The 19,453-nt window shown below is 35.1% G+C and carries 4 protein-coding genes; all 4 read left to right on the top strand.

Translation table 11 applies throughout. The annotated features are described in order from the left end of the window. Window positions 1-3: 3 nt before the first annotated feature. The 4 genes from MTQ00_RS08465 (at window position 4) to MTQ00_RS08450 (ending at window position 19,445) form a co-directional block, all read left to right on the top strand. Window positions 4-990: a TauD/TfdA family dioxygenase gene (locus MTQ00_RS08465; RefSeq protein WP_273648449.1), complete on the top strand. Its 987-nt coding sequence runs from the start codon at window positions 4-6 to the stop codon at window positions 988-990. Between the two features lie 22 nt (window positions 991-1,012). Continuing rightward, window positions 1,013-7,180: a non-ribosomal peptide synthetase gene (locus tag MTQ00_RS08460; protein WP_273648448.1), complete on the top strand. Its 6,168-nt coding sequence runs from the start codon at window positions 1,013-1,015 to the stop codon at window positions 7,178-7,180. A 30-nt stretch (window positions 7,181-7,210) separates the two neighbouring features. Further along, entirely contained in the window at window positions 7,211-8,818 is a 1,608-nt protein-coding gene (locus tag MTQ00_RS08455) for an MBL fold metallo-hydrolase (RefSeq protein ID WP_273648447.1), read from the top strand. Between the two features lie 250 nt (window positions 8,819-9,068). Next, window positions 9,069-19,445, top strand: coding sequence for a non-ribosomal peptide synthetase (locus MTQ00_RS08450; protein WP_273648446.1), 10,377 nt, complete (start codon window positions 9,069-9,071; stop codon window positions 19,443-19,445). The last annotated feature ends 8 nt before the right edge of the window (window positions 19,446-19,453 follow it).

Here is a 19,453-nt window from a genome sequence, read left to right as displayed (position 1 = left end):
ATTATGAACAGATTAAACAAATTAAAAAATCAAAACAGTGCTCCGGTATCTTCGGAGGAGCCTGCTTTGAAGGAATTTTTTAATGAGAATAAATTTCCTTTGCTAGTTCAGCCTTCAAACCCCAATACAGGTTTAAAAAACTGGCTGATTGAGAATAATGAATATTTTAATACCTGTTTATCAGAGAACGGAGCCATATTATGCAGAAATTTTGAAATTGATACTGTGGAAAAATTTCAGGATTTAGTTTCTGTTTTTGATCAGCCTCTTCTGGAATACAAATTCCGCTCTTCCCCAAGGCATTCTATTATGGAAAATGTTTATGTATCAACAACTTATCCTAATAGCTATAGCATCAATATGCACAGTGAAAATTCTTATGCTCCGGTACCACCTAATAGAATTATATTTTGCTGCATTACTCCGGCAACCTTAAAAGGAGAAACACCTATTGCGGATAACAGAAAGGTATTGGAATATATCAGTGATGATCTTAGGAATAAATTCCTTGAAAAAGGAATTCTGTACCGAAGAAGAATGAATGGGATGTTAGGATTATCCTGGAAAGAGGTTTTCCAGACTGAAAATAAAAATGAGGTGGAACAAGAGTGTGAAAAGAATGGAATCACCTATGAGTGGCTGGATGATAATGATCTCGTAATCAACTGGAAGAAAAAAGCCATTATAGAGCATCCTGTGACCAAAGAATTAATATGGTTTAATCACGGAGTATTTTTTAATAAATACAGCTACGATGAGGTTCTTCTTTCAGCCATAGAATCAGATGATGAGCTTCCTAATAATACCTACTTTGGTGACGGACAGGAAATCACTAAAGAAGAATATTCAGAGCTTTATGAAGCTTACCAAAAAGCAACGATAGATTTTCCGTGGGAAAAAGGAGATGTATTATTCCTTGACAACTATTTGTCTTCTCATGGAAGAAATGCGTATGAAGGCGAGCGTAAAATAATTGTTTCTATTTGCTAATTCCCAAAAAAATACTAAATAAATGGAGAAAATCGAAGGATATAAATTATCTGAGAATCAGATTAATTATGTGTCAAATCAGGCTTATAATGCGGACTGTCTTTATAATCAGGTTATTATTAAAATAAATGATGAATGCTCTGACGAAAAAATTACCGCTCATATTAATGAAGCCATAAAAGGACATGAAGTATTGTTTTATACATTGTTTTCCAATAATGATGTAAAGAATGCGATCCAATATAAAGATACCAAAGAGCATGAAATTAAACATTGGTATTTTGATACGGAAATTGATCAGGACCACTTTATAAAAGTGGTTGATAAAGATTTTGATTCTTCTTATCATTATCATGAAAATAAGGCACTTAAAATCGGAGTCGGTACTTCCGGAGAAGCAAGGTATATAGCGATTAGAATATATTCATTATTTGGAGACCTTTATAGTTGTATCTATTTGGCTAATGAAATTATACAAAGGATAAAAGGAAGTTATGAACATCATGAAAAAATAGAATTCTATAATTATTGCTCCTGGCAAAACGAGCTTTTAGCAGAACCCGAAGAAGAAGCAAAACTATTCTGGGAAACCTATAATGCAGATCCTGAAAACAAAATTATTCCTTTTGGGAAAAAGTTCGAAACTTTCAAACCTGTAAGGGAGAATATCATTTCCGTTGATAAGGAAAATTATGAGAAATTAATCAAAGATTTAGCGGAAAACGATCTTACTACTGAATCATATCTGTTGTTGTGTTTAAGTAATTATTTTTCACAATTTTCAACAGATGATAAAGATCTGACCATCGGTTATGTAACTCAGGACAGGCCATACGAAGAACTTGCACATACCATAGGGTACGTTAACTCTAAGGTAGCATTAAATCTTAAGGCACATTCGGGAAATCTTGTTTTATCAGAAGCTATTGCAAAAATCAAAAAAGAAGTGGAAGCTGTAAAAAGCTGGGCTGATTACTTTACCTTAAACCGAAAAAAGCAAAATACAGTTTATTTCAAATATTGCTTTGAATACGTTAATACAGGAAAAATCCTTAGCGAATCACATGCTGGTATCATTAATGCCTATTCCGTACAGGATATTTTTGATTACAAGTTGACAGTAATTGATTCCGGTGAAGCTTTATCTGTAGATATTTATTACAATAGTGATGTTTTCTCACCTGTAGAAAAAGAAATTCTAGGAGAGCAGTTCAAAGGAATATATGATACATTATTGTACCAGCAAAAACAGGAATTGACCCCAGCAGACAAGAAAATTATAGCACTTACCAATTCTACGGCAGCTAATTTTGAAGACAAAAACAGTATTGTCCATCTGTTTGAATCACAGGTTACAGCAACCCCAAACGCTGAGGCAATTGAGTATAATGGAAGATCATTAAGCTATCAGGAACTTAATGAAAAGTCAAATCAGCTGGCACACTATCTTAAGGCTCACTATAATATCCAGCCTGATGATTTAGTTTGTATTCAAATTCCCCGCAGTGAACAAATGATTATTTCTATCATGGGGATCTTAAAATCCGGAGCCGCTTACGTTCCTGTAGATTACGATTATCCTGCTGAAAGAATACAGTACATTATTGAAGATAGTAATGCGAAAGTAGTTATAGACGATGCTTTTTTATCAGAGTTTGATAAACAGAAGGAAGGCTATTCAAAAGATAATCCTTCTGTGACAATTGGTTCTGGCGATTCTGCTTATGTTATCTATACCTCAGGAACTACAGGTAACCCAAAAGGAGTCGTTATCACGCATGCTAATATCCTTAATTATATACTATGGAGTAACGATTTTTATTTTACTGCAGGAGACAGAGGTAATTGGGGGTTATTTACATCAATTTCGTTCGATTTATCGGGGACCGCTGTTTTTTGCTCCCTTACAAGAGGAGGAAAGCTTTTCCTTGGCAATTCGCAGGAAGATAATGTAGCGTCTTTACTTTCAATGCTTGGAAATGAAGAGGTGGATGTTCTTAAGCTTACTCCATCTCATATTTCTTTAATAAAAAATACTGAAGTTACCTCTTCCGGTCTGTCTAAAATTATTTTAGGTGGGGAGAAACTTCATGCAGACCATATTCAGACTATTCGTTCAATCCGTGAAAACATTGACATTTATGATGAATACGGTCCTACAGAAACAACCATAGGATGCATAGCCCGTAAGATAGAGCAGGCGGGTGAAAATATTGGACAGCCGATATCCAACACTCAGGTTTACATTCGTAATGAGAAAAATGATGTTGTTCCGGTTGGAGTTCCTGGTGAAATATGCATAGCCGGAGCAGGAGTAGCTAAGGGATACCTGAATAATTTAGAACTCACCAATGAGAAGTTTATCGAGAATCCTTTCTCTTCCGGAACAAAAATGTACCGTACCGGAGATCTTGGACGTTGGCTTCCTGATGGAAATATAGAATATCTGGGAAGGACTGATGATCAGGTGAAAATAAGAGGGTACCGTGTAGAATTGGGTGAAATAGACAGTCACGTACTTTCTTATAGCTCTACGATTAAAACAGTAGTAACTGAAGTGAAGCATCATGAGGGAGAAGCCCATCTTGTGGTATACTTTGTATCTGATGAACAGATTGATAAAAAAGAACTGACAGGTTATCTTGAGAAGAAGATGCCGAATTATATGCTTCCGGATTTTTATGTTCAGTTGGAGAATATTCCATTAACGAATAATGGAAAGATAGATCGTAAAAAACTTAGGGATGTATCTCCGTCAGATTTGATAAAACAGGAATATATAGCTCCGAGAAATGAAACTGAAAAGCAGTTAAAAGAGATCTGGGAGGAAATACTGGGAGTAGAAAATATTGGAGTTACAGATAATTTCTTTGGATTGGGAGGACATAGCCTGATTCTTATAAGAATTATCAACAAGATTAAAACTACATTTAATAAAACCATCTCAATAAAAGATTTCATGGAAAACCCAAGCATCGATCTGGTAGCCCAAAAAATCTCAGGAGATGTAAATGTTGAAAACTTTGAACCCATTCCCAATGTTGCAGAAGCGAAATATTACCCAATCACTGCTGCTCAGTACAGATTTTGGGTGATCCAGCAAAATTATGAAGCTTCTGCCACTTATAATGTGAGTGAAGCCTATAAATTAAAAGGAGATCTGGAAGCATCTAAACTTGAAGAATCATTCAGATTACTGGTTAATAGATATGAAATTTTAAGAACAATTTTCCTTAATATCAACGGAACTGTTTTTCAACAGGTTTTACCTTTTGATAATATTGATTTTAAGATTGAGAATATTGATTTATCATCCTCTCAGAATAAGGATCAGGAGTTAGCTGAGCTTTTGAATACCAAAAAGATCAATTTTAGATTAGATGAATTTCCTTTATTCAAAGTATATCTTATTAAAGTTGATAATGATGAATACATTCTTTGGTTCAATACCCACCATATCATTTGCGATGGATGGTCAAGCAATCTTTTTGCTTCAGAAATTATAAAAACGTACAATTCTTTAGTACGAAATGAATCTCCCAACCTACCGGATCTTAAAATACAGTATAAAGACTACGCAGATTGGGTAAATAAGAAAAATGTTGAAGAGAGCAGGGATTTCTGGATCAAAACGCTTTCCTATGATATAAAAAGAGTTGAGCTGCCTTTTTCAGGAAAAAGAAAGAAGTATCAGACTTTCAATGGTGATAAATTTGCATTTGTAATTGATGGAGAAAATGTAAAAAAAGTTAAACATTTTTTACAGGGAAATAACATCTCCTTATTTACTTATTTAGTAGCCTGTACCAAAGTATTACTGAATAAATATACCCATCAAAATGATGTTATCATTGGAACGACATTCTCCGGCAGGGACCATCCGGATTTAGAAAATCAGCTTGGACTTTTCCTAAATACTCTTCCTTTAAGATCAAATGTTGATAATAATGACTCATTCAATACGCTCTTGATGAAGGAGAAAAAAAATATTATAGATGCATTTTCTAATGGAAATTATCCTTTTGATCAAATCCTTAATGATATAAACTATCAAAAAGATATTAGCAAATCTGCTCTTTATGATGTGTCTGTAGTATTGAACAATCATAATAACATGGCTTTATTTGAAGGGCCAAAAGAAATGGATGATCTGGTGATCGAAAGCTATCCATATGCCTATGATATTTCTAAGAATGATATTGAATTTAACTTTTCTGAAGGTGATCATGAATTATTAGGAATTGCCACCTATAATACTGATTTATATGACAGAGAGTCTGTTGTGAAGTTTGTTGATCATTTAAAGAACATGATAGAAAGTCTCGTTGATTCCCCGGATCAGCCCCTTTCAGAATTAGAATATGTAAGCTCTGCTGATCGGGAAGTATTGCTAAAAGAATTTAATGATACTTCTGTTTCATACCCTGACAATCAAAATATTGTTAGTTTATTTGAAGAAGAAGTGGCCAAAAATCCAGATTCAAGAGCTGTTGTTTTCGAAGATACAGTATTAAGCTACGAAGAGCTGAATAATAAAGCGAATGCTTTAGCTTATCGTCTTCAGGTGGATCATGGAATCAAGAAAGGCGATTATGTAGGAGTAATGCTTAATCGTGGAGAAAATCAGATCGTTTCTATTCTTGGGATATTGAAACTAGGAGCAGTTTATGTACCTATAGATGCGAATCTTCCAGAATCCAGGAAAGAAGTGATGACTTCTGATTTATCTTTACTGATCACCGAATCTTACTATTTCTTTGACCTTGATTTCTATTCTGGTGAATCTTTTTCTATAGATTTAGAATTTACAGAAGAAGATGCCTCAGGGTTTACATCAGAAGTTTTAGAAAGAGATGATATTGCATACATCATATACACTTCCGGTTCTACGGGAGAACCAAAAGGAGTTTTGAATACTCATGGCGGTATTTTGAATACAATGTTATTCCAGAAAGAATTCTTTGAAGTTTCCTCTTATGAGAATGTTGCTCAGTTTGCTTCTTTTTCATTTGATGCTTCTATTTCAGAGATTTTTATGACGTTGCTAAGTGGTAAGAGTCTTCATATTTTGAGTGATTCAGTGAGAAAAGATGTTTATGCCTTTGAAGAGTATGTAAACAATCATTCCATTGATCTGGTAACACTGCCACCGGCATTTTTCAGTTTACTGAATGTTGAGAGACTTCAGGGATTGAAAGGTTTAATAACCGCAGGAGAATCAGCAATTATTGGTAAGACGAAAGAATATCTGAAGTATGGAACTTTTTACAATGCTTATGGTCCTACAGAGACGAGCATCTGTGCTACCGTACATAAACTTGAAAAGGGGAGTGATTTAGCTTCTTCTACCATACCTATCGGTCAGCCTATCGCCAATACGCAGATTTATATTTTAGATGAGAATAAACATTTGGTTCCTGCAGGAGTAAGCGGGGAGATGTATATCTCTGGAGCTGGATTGGCTCAGGGTTATTTAAATAATCCAGAGCTTACCGCAGAGAAGTTTGTAGACAATCCATTTATTCCGGGTACGAAGATGTACCGCACAGGAGATTTAGGAAAATGGCTAGCTGATGGTACAATAGAGTATCTGGGAAGGATTGACCATCAGGTAAAGATCCGTGGTCATAGGATAGAGCTTGGAGAGATCGACAGCCAGGTGCTTTCTTTCAGTGAATCGATTAAATCTGTTGTTACAGAAGTAAAAGAACATGAAGAAGATAAGAGTTTGGTGGTGTACTATGTAAGTGATACCCCGATTGACAAGCAGGATCTGGCGAGACATCTGGAGAGCAAGCTTCCACAATATATGTTACCCGGCTTTTATGTGGAACTTGACCAGATTCCTTTAACAAGCAATGGAAAGGTTGACAGAAAGAGTTTACCAGAAGTAAACAGTTCAGATTTAATAAAGAACGAATACATCGCACCAACCAACGAATCAGAACAACAGTTGAAAGAAATCTGGCAGGAAATATTAAGAATTGAAAACATAGGAGTTACCGATAATTTCTTTGAACTGGGTGGAAACAGTATGAATGCCATAAGGATCATTGGAGAAATACAAAAGAAAATGAAAAAGGTGGTGAAAATTAATGTTTTCCTTGAGAAACCTACCATTAAGGAGCTGGCTGAAGTGATGAACGAAATAGAAAACAAAGAAGAAAACACATTTAGAACTATTATTTAACCTAGTAAAGACTATAAAAATTATTAAAAAATGGAAAATTTAAAAAACGATACCTATTTAAAACTTAATGTCGTAATTGAGCCATTGGTAGATCTATGGTATGCATGGTCTCACCTTATATCTCCGGTTACTGCAGCAATGAATATAAAGCATAGACACCTGAGAATTATGTCCTCTTATATTAAAAATGCAAAAACACATAGTTTAGCGGTTAAAAATCCTAAAATGCTGGGAGGTCCGTTCATCGATTATCAGACGGAAAGGGTAAATGAGGTTTCAAGATTACACGACGAGACCATCGAAAAAAGAGCACATTTATTAGAATTGGACAATGCCTTAAGAGAATTAAATGAGATTTTGCAATCAGAAGTTCAGGGCTTCTCTCTTAATAGTATGTATGAAAAGATTCCTGAAATTCTAAAAGGATATGTTGAGCTGTATTACGATTTAAATAATAATGTCAACTACAGATTAATAGAACCATTATTATATGCGAGTAAGTATTACGATGAGTCGGCTCAGTCTATAAGCTTACAATTAATTGATTCCGATGATTCAAGATCATTTGTGTTAAGTACTCCAAGATTACCGGATGAAAATGTTATTCATCTTGATATTCCTTTCAAATCTGAAGTAATAGATGAGCTGTTTACAATGAAAAAAATTCCGGGAGATTATAATAGAATCAAAGAATTATTAAATATTCCTGCTGAAAAAGAAGAGCTTTTCAAAACCTTTTTTACTAAAGAAAAACCGGCAGAATTCCGAAAATATAACGGGCCGGGAGTTAGAACCAGATATTTCGGACATGCCTGCGTTTTGGTTGAAACCAAAAAAGTATCAATTGTGGTAGATCCCGTTATAAGCTATGACGGATATGAAACAGATGTGAACAGATATACCATTAATGATCTTCCTGAAGAAATTGATTATGTTTTAATTACTCACAACCATCAGGATCATATTCTTTTGGAAACGTTATTACAATTACGCCACAGAATAAAAACGATTATTGTTCCAAGCAGCAGTAAAGGAAACTTACAGGATCCAGATCTTAAGTTGATGTTTAAGAAAATAGGCTTTAAGCAGGTTATTGAATTGAATGAGTTGGAAAGCATCGAAATGGAGAATTGTGTGATCACAGGACTTCCATTCTTAGGAGAACATGCCGATCTTGATGTTAGAAGTAAACTGTGTTATCACTTTTCCCTACACAATGGCATCAGACTTTTATTTGCAGCAGATTCTTGTAACATCGAGCCAAAGATCTATGAAAAAGTAAAAGGAATCGTTGGAGAAGTGGATGTGTTATTCCTGGGAATGGAATGTGAAGGAGCTCCTTTATCCTGGCTGTACGGACCATTAATGTATAAAAAATTAGAAAGGGATAAAGACCTTTCCCGACGTCTGGCCGGATCTGACTACAATCAGGGAATAGCCTTTATCGATATTTTTAATCCTAAAGATGTATTTGTATATGCAATGGGAATGGAACCTTGGCTGGTATTCATCAGTTCTATTAAATATACAGATGAATCCAAAGCTATTGTAGAATCCAATAAACTGCTGGAAGAATGTATATCCAGAGGCATCGAGGCAGAAAGATTATTCGGGGAAAAGACAATAGAATATGTATAACGGAATTACTGAATTGTAATGTAAAGTTAGATTTTAAATCAATGATCAATTATAAACTTTGCATTTGGTTTAAATAAAAATGCAAAGTTTTTAAATGGTCTGCTTGAATCCCAACGATATTTCTATGTAAACTCAATATTATCTCCCTTAACAGATTGATATTGTTTTATATATTAAAAAATAATCAAAGATTATAAGCTGCATTAACTAAGGATAATTTTTAACAGAAATATCAATTATACCAAAATTTATGAAAAATTTTATTGATAAATTAAAAGAAAATAACATAGAAGTTGTATTGAAGAATGATGATTTAGAAATCATTTCCACGAAAGAGAATATTCCAACTGAGCTTTTGAAGGAAATAAAAATAAATAAAGATTCTTTAGTTCAATTTTTTAAAAATAAATCACTCTCAAATGTTTCTGTAGATGAACAAGGTAATATCCATTACAGAACATCTCATGTTCAAAGGGAAATATGGATAACATGCCAGGACCCTACAGCATCCATAACCTACCACTTACCTTCAAATTTCTATATTCGGGAAACTTTAGATCTTGAATTATTAAAAAGGGCATTGAATTTTGTTCTAAACAAATATGAAATTTTAAGAACCAATTTTAAATTAAATGCTTCAGGAGATTTGGAGCAAATAATCCATCATAAAGTAGAAGCGGATATACATGAAGTCAATTATACTCATGGTAATTATGGGGACGGGATGGATTTTATCAATAAAGATAATCTTGTAAATTTTGATTTAGAAAACGGTCTGCTTTTACGATGTTATTTAATTCATCTTCCTGAAGGAAATAGCATTTTCTATTATAATATACATCATATTATAGCGGATGAATGGTCCGTTAAGATATTTGAAAATGAAATATTCTCAGTATATAAGGCCTATTTAATCGGGGCTGAGCCGGAAAAAGAAGTAAAATATCAGTATAAGGATTATATTGACTGGACCTATGAACAATTGTCAGCTTCAAAGGATCACAAAAAATACTGGCAGGATGTTTTGTTACCGTTACCGGAAGTAGTTCAGTTTCCTACAGATAAGATAAAACCATCTTTCAAAACCTATGACAGTGTAGCTTTTCAGATGTTTTTATCCCTTGAGAATACCAAGCTGCTTAGTAATTTGGTGCAGAAACGTCATGGAAGCCTTTTCATGGGAGTTCTTACAGTGTTAAAGGCATTATTGTACAAATATACCCACCATGAAGATATTATTGTAGGATCCCCGATGGCTATCAGGGAAAGAGATGAATTTTCTCAGCAGATCGGTTATTTTTTAAGAACATTAGTGTTAAGAAATAAAGTAAGTTCTACAGATAGCTTTAATACTTTCTTTGAAAAAGTTAAAGAGAACCTGATCTCCGCTTATGAGCATTCCATATATCCGCTGAGTGAGATATTGAATGATATTGATTTTAAAAGAGATCAGTCTAAAAGCTCAATTTTTGATATTTCAATTACATTTCATGAAGCCACAACAGATCCTTATTCAATACATGAAATAGTAACAGATAATATTCAGGAATTTAAAGGAGGTAACTGTAAGAATGATATTGAGTTTCACTTTGGTGTTATTAATGACCAGTTATACATCAAAGTAAACTATAATAAGGATCTGTATGATTCAGATATTATTCAGAACTTTATAAAACATTACAAAGAATTACTATTAAAATTTATTGACTCTCCCAATACTCCTTTATCAGAATTAGAATATGTAAGCTCTGCTGATCGGGAAGTATTGCTAAAAGAATTTAATGATACTTCTGTTTCATACCCTGACAATCAAAATATTGTTAGTTTATTTGAAGAAGAAGTGGCCAAAAATCCAGATTCAAGAGCTGTTGTTTTCGAAGATACAGTATTAAGCTACGAAGAGCTGAATAATAAAGCGAATGCTTTAGCTTATCGTCTTCAGGTGGATCATGGAATCAAGAAAGGCGATTATGTAGGAGTAATGCTTAATCGTGGAGAAAATCAGATCGTTTCTATTCTTGGGATATTGAAACTAGGAGCAGTTTATGTACCTATAGATGCGAATCTTCCAGAATCCAGGAAAGAAGTGATGACTTCTGATTTATCTTTACTGATCACCGAATCTTACTATTTCTTTGACCTTGATTTCTATTCTGGTGAATCTTTTTCTATAGATTTAGAATTTACAGAAGAAGATGCCTCAGGGTTTACATCAGAAGTTTTAGAAAGAGATGATATTGCATACATCATATACACTTCCGGTTCTACGGGAGAACCAAAAGGAGTTTTGAATACTCATGGCGGTATTTTGAATACAATGTTATTCCAGAAAGAATTCTTTGAAGTTTCCTCTTATGAGAATGTTGCTCAGTTTGCTTCTTTTTCATTTGATGCTTCTATTTCAGAGATTTTTATGACGTTGCTAAGTGGTAAGAGTCTTCATATTTTGAGTGATTCAGTGAGAAAAGATGTTTATGCCTTTGAAGAGTATGTAAACAATCATTCCATTGATCTGGTAACACTGCCACCGGCATTTTTCAGTTTACTGAATGTTGAGAGACTTCAGGGATTGAAAGGTTTAATAACCGCAGGAGAATCAGCAATTATTGGTAAGACGAAAGAATATCTGAAGTATGGAACTTTTTACAATGCTTATGGTCCTACAGAGACGAGCATCTGTGCTACCGTACATAAACTTGAAAAGGGGAGTGATTTAGCTTCTTCTACCATACCTATCGGTCAGCCTATCGCCAATACGCAGATTTATATTTTAGATGAGAATAAACATTTGGTTCCTGCAGGAGTAAGCGGGGAGATGTATATCTCTGGAGCTGGATTGGCTCAGGGTTATTTAAATAATCCAGAGCTTACCGCAGAGAAGTTTGTAGACAATCCATTTATTCCGGGTACGAAGATGTACCGCACAGGAGATTTAGGAAAATGGCTAGCTGATGGTACAATAGAGTATCTGGGAAGGATTGACCATCAGGTAAAGATCCGTGGTCATAGGATAGAGCTTGGAGAGATCGACAGCCAGGTGCTTTCTTTCAGTGAATCGATTAAATCTGTTGTTACAGAAGTAAAAGAACATGAAGAAGATAAGAGTTTGGTGGTGTACTATGTAAGTGATACCCCGATTGACAAGCAGGATCTGGCGAGACATCTGGAGAGCAAGCTTCCACAATATATGTTACCCGGCTTTTATGTGGAACTTGACCAGATTCCTTTAACAAGCAATGGAAAGGTTGACAGAAAGAGTTTACCAGAAGTAAGTTCAGAAGATCTTATTACCACAGAATATGTTGCAGCTACCAGTAAAGAAGAAAAGGTATTAGTCTCTGTCTGTGAGCAGGTCTTGAAACACAGTCCGATCAGTATCCGTGATAACTATTATAATTTAGGAGGAGACTCCATAAAATCCATTCAGATAGTTTCCAGACTTCGTCAGCAGGGTTATAGTCTGAAGGTAGAACATATTTTACAGTATCCTGTATTAGAAGAGCTGGCGTGCTATATGACAACAGATGTTGCTAAAATCGACCAGTCTGAAGTTACAGGAGAAAGTATTCTAACTCCTATCCAGAGGTATTTCTTTGAAAGTGAAGGGATCACCAATAAAAATCATTATAATCAGTCTGTTATTTTAAAAAGCAGTGAAAGACTGTCGGCTTCTGTTTTAGAAACTTCCTTAAAATGTCTTGTAGAGCATCATGATGCTTTAAGAATGATGTATAGTCATAAAGACGGGAAATGGAATCAGTATAATTCGGGAATTGATGGCGTACATTACCGTTTAGCGTCTTTTGATATCCGGGACAGTGGCAGTGAATCAGAAGAATTATTCCAATTACAACAAATAGGAAAGGACCTTCAGAGTACAATCAACATAGAGTCTGGAGTTTTATTCCATGTGGGTCATGTTTCCATGAGTGATGGGGACCGTATCATTTTAGTTGTTCATCATTTGGTAATGGATGGTGTTTCGTGGAGAATTTTGCTGGAAGATTTAGGTAATTTATATGAGTCAGAAATTAGAGGACAACAATATTCTCTGCCCTCTAAAACGGATTCCTTCCAGAGTTGGGGTAAAGCCTTGGATGAATACAGCAGAAGTTTGGAACTATCCAAAGAGCGTTTATATTGGGAAGGCGTAGAATCTGAAAACTATACAGCTCTTGTTACAGATTATCCTGTAGAAGGCAAACAGGTTTTAGATAAAAGCTTAGGTTTTAGTTTAAGTACTGATGCTACTAAATTATTACAGACTCGTGCAGGGAGGAAATACAGTGCAGAGATCAATGATGTTTTACTGACCGGTTTGGCATTGGCTTTACAGAATCAGTTTGGGGTTAGCAAGACCAAGGTATTAATGGAAGGACATGGTAGGGAAGTGATGAACACAGGACTTGACATCAGCCGGACGATAGGTTGGTTTACCAGTGTATATCCTTTTAACCTTGATATCAGCGATAACAGTCAGCCTGCTTTGGTAAGTGTAAAAGAAGGTTTACGAGGTATTCCAAACAAAGGGATTGGTTATGGTATTTTGAATTATCTGGGTGATGCATTTTCTTCAACAAGTAATCCTTCCATACAGTTCAATTACCTTGGAGATTTTAATGAAATTGGAGATTCTGAAACTGAAGGGAAGCGCTCCTTATTTGATTACAGTTCCGAAAATATAGGCTCTTCTGTAGATTCTGCTAATTTATCTACAGATCTCTTGTTGGATGTCTCAGGAATGACGGTGAACGGAGTGATGAGTATCAATATCCGTTTTTCAGATAAATTATTTACAGAAAATACGATACAAAAACTTTTATTCGCTTATCAGTCTCACCTGGAAGCTATAGTGAAAGAGAGTGAAGATTCATCTGTGATTCTAACTCCATCAGACCTTACTTACAAAGGATTATCATTCAGCACGATTGAGGAGATCAGTAAAGGGAATGATATAGAAGATATTTATGAGCTTTCCCCGATGCAGCAGGGCTTGTATTACCATTGGCTGGTAGACCCTCACGGCTCAATTTACTATATGCAGACCTCCTATCGTATTAAATCATCTGAACTGAACTTATCTCTGGTAGAAAAAGCATTTGGAATGTTGCTCAACCGTCATTCCATTCTTCGTACTTCCTTTGAAAACCGTTATGGAGAAGTGCCTTTACAGATTGTTCATAAAAAAGCTCATGTAGACTTCAAACATTTGATATTAGAATCGGAACTTGAACTGGACAATATAAAGCAAGGGGATGTAAACCGAGGCTTTGTTTTAAGTGAACCTACACAAATGCGTTTGGTTATTGTGGAGTTACCGGATGGCTATTATGAATTCATCTGGAGTCACCATCATATCATTATGGACGGCTGGTGCCTCAGTATTCTGATCAATGATTTTTCCGCAATTTTAAGTTCTTTGGAACACGGAACAGAAATAAATCTGCCGGAAACCAAGAAATATTCGTCTTATATTGAGTGGTTAAGAGAAGTAGATGACCAGGAAACAATGAAATATTGGGAATCCTATCTTAGCGGTGTTAACGTGCCAGCAGTAATTCCGTTTGAACGAGACCGTGCTTCTGCCAACGAACCTAAGATAATTGTAAGCAATAAGATTAAAATTGAAGGAGATTCTTTCAAAGGAATTGAAAAATTATGCAAGAATATTGGAATTACGATCAACACGTATATTCAGGGAGTCTGGGGATATCTGCTTTCCAGATATAACGGATCAGAAGATGCTGTATTTGGAGCAGTAGTGTCTGGCCGCCCTCCTGCACTGGAAGATGTTGAAAATATTGTAGGACTATTTATCAATACCATTCCGATCAGAGTAAAATATAAAAAGGAAGATACAGTTAAAGAATTTTTCCTTGATTTACATACCAAGTCCATTCAAAGCAGTCCTTATCATTATTCTAAACTTTCAGATATCCAGACAATTTCGGGGTTAGGAAATAACATGATTAACAATATCATTGTTTTTGAAAATTACCCTGTTCAGGACTCTATCATGGACAACTATGTGGATAATGAAAGCAGCTCATCAATTGAAGAGATCAAAAACGTAGAAGTAGTTGATGAAACCAATTATTACTTTTTGATTACTGTATTCCCATCAGAAGACTCGGTAATGCTTGATATTAAATATGATGCTTCTGTCTTCAACAGAGTATTAATGGATAACATCGGAATGCATTTTACTAATTTGTTAAAAAATATATTCATTGATGGCGAAAGAAAAATTTTAGAAGCTGGTTATTTAGGCGAGAATGAGAAAAAACTTTTATTAGAAGATTTCAACAATACCACTTCTTTTTATCCTGAGAATCAAAGTATCGTTAGTTTATTTGAGGATCAGGTAAAGCAGACTCCTGATCATACTGCAATTATTTATGAGGATCTGAAATTAAGTTATGCCGAGTTAAATGATAGGGCGTCTAGCCTTGCCTGGGAATTGCAGAATACCCATGGAATAAAAAAAGGCGACCATGTAGGTGTGATGCTTAACCGTGGGGAAAATCAGGTCATTTCTATCCTGGGAATATTAAAACTGGGTGCAGTGTATGTGCCGATTGATGCCAACCTTCCTGAATCCAGAAAAGAAGTGATGACCTCCGGTTTGACTTTACTGATCACTGAATCTTACTACTTCTTTGATCTTGATTTTTATTCCGGTGGATCTTTTTCAATAGATTTAGAATTGACAGGAGAAATTAATTCAGAATTTAATTCTGAAGTTTTAGAAAAGGATGATATTGCCTATATCATTTATACATCAGGCTCTACTGGGGAACCAAAAGGTGTGATGAATACCCATGGAGGTATACTCAATATGACACAGTTTCAAAAGGAATTCTTTGGAGTCTCTGCTTACCACAATGTAGCGCAGTTTGCCTCTTTTTCTTTTGATGCATCTATTTTCGAGATTTTTATGACCTTACTTTGTGGAAAGTCCCTTCATATTCTTAGCGATGTAGTTAGAAAAGATTCCTTTGCCTTTGAAGAATATGTAGAGAAGCATTCTATTGATATAGTAACGCTGCCTCCTGCATTCTTCAACTTACTCAATGTAGAGAAGCTTCAAAACCTGAAAGCAGTAATTACAGCTGGAGAATCGGCAGTTATCGGGAAGACAAAAGAATTTCTTCAGCATGGTACTTTTTACAATGCTTACGGGCCTACTGAGACAAGTATTTGTGCTACTGTGCATAAAATAGAAAAAGGAAGTGATTTGGCATTATCAATCATACCCATTGGTAAGCCCATAGCAAATACGCAAATTTATATTCTGGATTCCGATAAAGACTTGGTGGCTGTGGGGGTAACAGGAGAAATTTATATCTCAGGAGCAGGTTTGGCAAAGGGATATGTTAATAATCCTGAACTTACCTCTGAGAAGTTTATAGAAAACCCATTTATACCGGGTACTAAAATGTATCGTAGCGGGGATACGGGAAGATGGCTTCCTGACGGGACTATTGAATATTCTGGCAGGATCGACCGCCAGGTAAAGGTTCGCGGACATCGTATTGAGTTGGGAGAGATCGACAGCCAGGTAATTTCTTACAGCCATGCCATTAAGACTGCCGTTACAGATGTGAAAGAGCATGAAGGTGATAAAAGCATTGTGATATATTATGTAGCAGATACTGAGATTGACAAAGACGAATTAACCAAATATCTGGAGGAAAAATTACCACAGTATATGGTGCCGAGCTTTTATGTTGAGCTGGAAGATATTCCTTTAACCAGCAATGGGAAAATTGACCGTAAAAAACTGCCTGATGTTTCTTCTACCGACCTTATAAAGAATGAATATGTTGCTCCTGTTACACCAGCGCAATCTGCTTTGGTAGAAGTTTGTGAACAGATTCTGAAACACAGTCCTATCAGTATGAAGGATAATTATTATAATCTTGGAGGAGAATCCATCAAATCTATTCAGATTGTATCAAAATTAAGACAAAAAGGATATACCCTGAAAGTAGAGCATATTTTACAGTATCCTGTTTTGGAAGAAATGACTAAGCATATTACAAGCGAAGTCTCAGCAATAGAACAATCTGTCGTAAGTGGAGAGATCAGCCTGACACCTATTCAGCGTAGTTTTTTTGAGGATGAAAAGATTGTTAATAAAAATCATTTTAATCAATCCGTTGTATTAAAAAGCACTGAAAGACTCTCAGGTTCAATTTTAGAGAATTGTATAGAGCAGCTGGTCAATCATCATGATGCGATGAGGATGATGTATACTAATGAGGAAGGTAGTTGGAGACAATTCAATTCCGATATATCCGGTAAGCATTATCGATATGAGTATTTTGATATCACTTCAAGCACATCAGAAACAGAAGAACTTGAACGTTTAGAAGATATTGGAATAACACTTCAGACTTCAATAGACATCACTTCGGGGATTTTGTTCCATGTAGGACATGTGTCTATGAGTGACGGCGACAGAATTCTGTTAATCCTTCACCACCTGGTTGCGGATGGAATATCCTGGCGTATTCTGTTGGAAGATCTTAACAATCTGTATGATTCGGCTATATTAGGAAATGTATATATCCTTCCAGCTAAAACACATTCCTTCCAAAAATGGAGTAAAGTGTTGGAGGAATATAGTACCAGCTCTTCTCTAGGAAAAGAACGTGCTTACTGGGAGAGCATAGAATCCGTAGATTATCAAATGATTCCTACAGATTATCCTTTAGCAGAAAATCAGGTTTCTGATAGTAGTATGGGATTCTCTTTTGATCAAGAGCAGACTCATTTATTACAAACCAATGCAGGCAAGAAATATAATGCTGAAGTTAAAGATATTCTGTTAACAGCAATGGCTATGTCTCTGCAGGAACATTTTGGGATAAGCAAAACTAAGGTGCTGATGGAAGGACATGGTAGAGAGAACATTTCTGCTGATGTAGATGTAAGCAGGACAGTAGGTTGGTTTACAAGTGTTTATCCTTTTTCATTAGATATTGGTGATCAAACCAAACCTTTTATATTAAGTGTAAAAGAAGGCTTAAATAACATTCCCAAAAAAGGGATTGGATATGGAGTTCTTCACTACCTGAATGAAAAAATTAAATCCTCATCGGATCCGAGCATATGCTTTAATTTTATGGGAAGTTTTGATGATGCAGGAGGTGTTAACAACAAAAAAATGAGGCTTGATTTCTCATCAGAAAGCATAGGTACAGCGGTTTCTGCTGACAATTTGAAAACTTCTATTTTACTGGATGTTTCAGGGATCATAGTTTCCGGAGTGCTATCTGTAAATATCCTTTATTCAAAAAACATATTTCATGAATCTACAATCGAAAAACTATCTCAATTGTATAAGAAAAATATGATAAAGATTCTGGAAGAAAATGAAAATGAAAGCAGCAATGAATGGCAATATGGAGATACAATGACGTTGTCTCCTAACCAATATCATCTGTTCAGGAATAAATATTCATCAGTAAACTTTAATATAGACATACAAAGATTTGATGAAAATAATTTTGAACATACCCTTAGAAAGTGCTTTTCCAGATTTCCTTCTTTGATGACGAAATATGAGCAGGATCAGCTCCAGGTTTTACAACGATATATCTCCGAAACAGAAGTAGCTATAAAAATACATATTGAAAGCTTACAGGTGAGGTCAGAAGAGGATATTAAAGCTATTGGAAAAGAGTTTATATTCCAGCCGTACGACTTATTTGAGGGCGAACTGATAAGAGTTTTTGTTGTTAAAACCGAAACTTCCGGTACTCCACAAGCTTCGTTATTTTTCGGAATACACCACTCCTTATTGGATAATTATTCATCTAATTATTTAAAACATGAATTGGAGGCTTACTTTAATTCTGGTAAAGAAATTAGTATGCAACCTCACCATTTTACCTTTATTGATTCCCAGGAGAAATTTTTAAAATCCGATGACGGGATTGAACTTAGAAATAATCAGGTTAATTCCTTATTGACAACTCCTTTGTATGAAAATAAAGATTCCGGTAGTGACCATGTTTTCTTCCAGAATTTTATGATCAAGGAAGCTTTTATTAAAAATGAAGATTTCGTACATCTTAGGGTAGTATCTAAAAAAGCGTCTGTTCCTATGAATGCTCTATGCCTGTCGGTATTTTCCAGAATTATGACCGATTATAAAAGTCCAAACAAAAATTTATTCGGAATGCTAAGCAGTAATAGAGAAAGTTCGGAGTATGGTAATATGATGGGGGTATTAACTAATCTTGTTATGGTTTCACATGCTGATTCTGAAAATTATTCAATTGAGGAAATGATGAAGAACTATGTAAGAATGATTGAGTGCAGATCAGTGCAAAAAATTCCATATCAAGTCATTAGACAGGATATAGAATCCATGGAAAGTAAAGATATCGAAAAAAATATTTTTGGATTTTATAGCTATTTAAGCCAGAATGAAGAAAAAGAATATGATTATTTTAATGAATACATGGAAGAAATGACAGAATTTGACGGAATTAATCTGAAAGCCTTTGAATATTCTAATGGAGTCTTAATTCAATTATCACAACCCGCATCTACTGCCAGTATTGATTTTCCAAAGTATATTAAAGAATTCACAGACTTTTTAAAAACGCAGTAATTACATAT

Source organism: Chryseobacterium sp. B21-037 (assembly GCF_028570785.1).
Lineage (GTDB): Bacteria > Bacteroidota > Bacteroidia > Flavobacteriales > Weeksellaceae > Chryseobacterium > Chryseobacterium proteolyticum.
This window is presented reverse-complemented; position numbering and strand designations above follow the sequence as displayed.

Excerpts from the sequence above, each read along its gene's own strand:
- MTQ00_RS08465 (WP_273648449.1), top strand. The coding sequence starts at position 4 with ATGAACAGATTAAACAAATTAAAAAATCAAAACAGTGCTCCGGTATCT.
- MTQ00_RS08460 (WP_273648448.1), top strand. The coding sequence starts at position 1,013 with ATGGAGAAAATCGAAGGATATAAATTATCTGAGAATCAGATTAATTAT.
- MTQ00_RS08455 (WP_273648447.1), top strand. The coding sequence starts at position 7,211 with ATGGAAAATTTAAAAAACGATACCTATTTAAAACTTAATGTCGTAATT.
- MTQ00_RS08450 (WP_273648446.1), top strand. The coding sequence starts at position 9,069 with ATGAAAAATTTTATTGATAAATTAAAAGAAAATAACATAGAAGTTGTA.